The organism is Bartonella vinsonii subsp. berkhoffii ATCC 51672, from assembly GCF_902825225.1.
Taxonomy (GTDB): Bacteria; Pseudomonadota; Alphaproteobacteria; order Rhizobiales; family Rhizobiaceae; genus Bartonella; species Bartonella berkhoffii.
Genome location: NZ_CADEAK010000062.1, coordinates 1 through 1,162, shown reverse-complemented (window position 1 = coordinate 1,162; position 1,162 = coordinate 1). Strand labels below are relative to the sequence as shown.

Annotated in this window: 3 protein-coding genes; all 3 read left to right on the top strand. The window is 41.0% G+C overall.

Going from position 1 to position 1,162, the window contains the following annotated elements; translation table 11 throughout:
- A partial coding sequence (locus J7R10_RS08185) for a hypothetical protein (RefSeq protein ID WP_208436429.1) occupies positions 1-512 on the top strand: 512 nt, incomplete at its 5' end.
- The gene (locus tag J7R10_RS08180; RefSeq protein WP_035002852.1) at positions 509-916 is read left to right on the top strand and encodes a hypothetical protein; all 408 of its coding nucleotides are present in this window, start codon (positions 509-511) and stop codon (positions 914-916) included. The genes J7R10_RS08185 and J7R10_RS08180, both read left to right, overlap by 4 nt.
- A partial coding sequence (locus J7R10_RS08175) for a hypothetical protein (protein ID WP_208436430.1) occupies positions 904-1,162 on the top strand: 259 nt, incomplete at its 3' end. The genes J7R10_RS08180 and J7R10_RS08175, both read left to right, overlap by 13 nt.

Genomic DNA, 1,162 nt, shown 5'->3' with positions numbered 1-1,162 from the left:
AGTATTTTGGGGGATGGAGTAATTCGAGCAAGAAGTACCAAAATCTGGTACTGAACTATGGCAATGATGGATTACTTATTAGTGCGCATAGCCGTGGTAGCTTAACAGTAGGTAACGGAATGCGTGACTTTGAAAAGCATGGCATCCACGGCATAGCAAAAAAAACAGATATCTATCTTTTTGGACCAGCTTATAATGCTCAAGATATGGCAAATACGCTAAATTATGTAAGCGATGGCGAAAAAAATTATGTCTACATACAAGGCCATGTCTTTGACCCCATTAGTACGGTGTTCGGTTACAATTGGCCTACTGCTTATAAGGTACCCTTGAAGTTCCCCTATTTATTATTTCCACTAGCAATTCCAATGATAGAGCAAGGGAAAGCACTAGGCGGCTATGATCCAAGTCCCCATAATTGTTATGGAAATGCGAGTTCTAAGTGTACAACTAATTACGGTTCATTTGGTTTTAAAAAACTTTATTCAACGAGAACAGGGAATAAAAAATGAAAATGTTGTTTAATTTATTAAGTCTGCTCATTCTGTTAACGGTCACTGGATGTGACATTGAAAACATCGACAAATCTCCTCCAGGAGAAGTAGCAGGGTGGAAGAAGCCAGGAGCAGACTTTACCGAGGTAGGAAAAGCATTGTTAGAATGTGGAATGCCGCACCTTAATTATCTTGAGGATGTAAATAGAAAGCTAAGCAACAATGAAATAGCAACCATTGATGCTTGCATGATTCAGGCAGGTTTTCGTGATAAAGGGAGAGCTAACTGGTGTTCTCCTTTTAACGGTAGAGACCTCCCCATCTGTCAGCCTGGCGCTGTCATCCCGCAACGAAGTGTCGAAAGGCGTTTAAATAGCCCGTTTTGTAAAAGAAGTCCAGTACAACCTGAATGCCAACCTTAAGTCTTACTGCTGCTGATGGGAAACAATCCTCCATCCTTACCTTCGCTTTTGGAATAGCGCGATTGTTTTCTCAATCTCAACTATTAACAGCTGAGGAAAAGCAGCACTTACAAGCAGGTTCTGATGGCAACAGGCGTATGTTCTATAATGGCATTTCAAATACACCAGATGACGCAGCGCGTAATGCCGTTCAGTTAGCTGATAATGAGCATAATCCCCTTTATTTTACATATTTTCCCCAAGCTG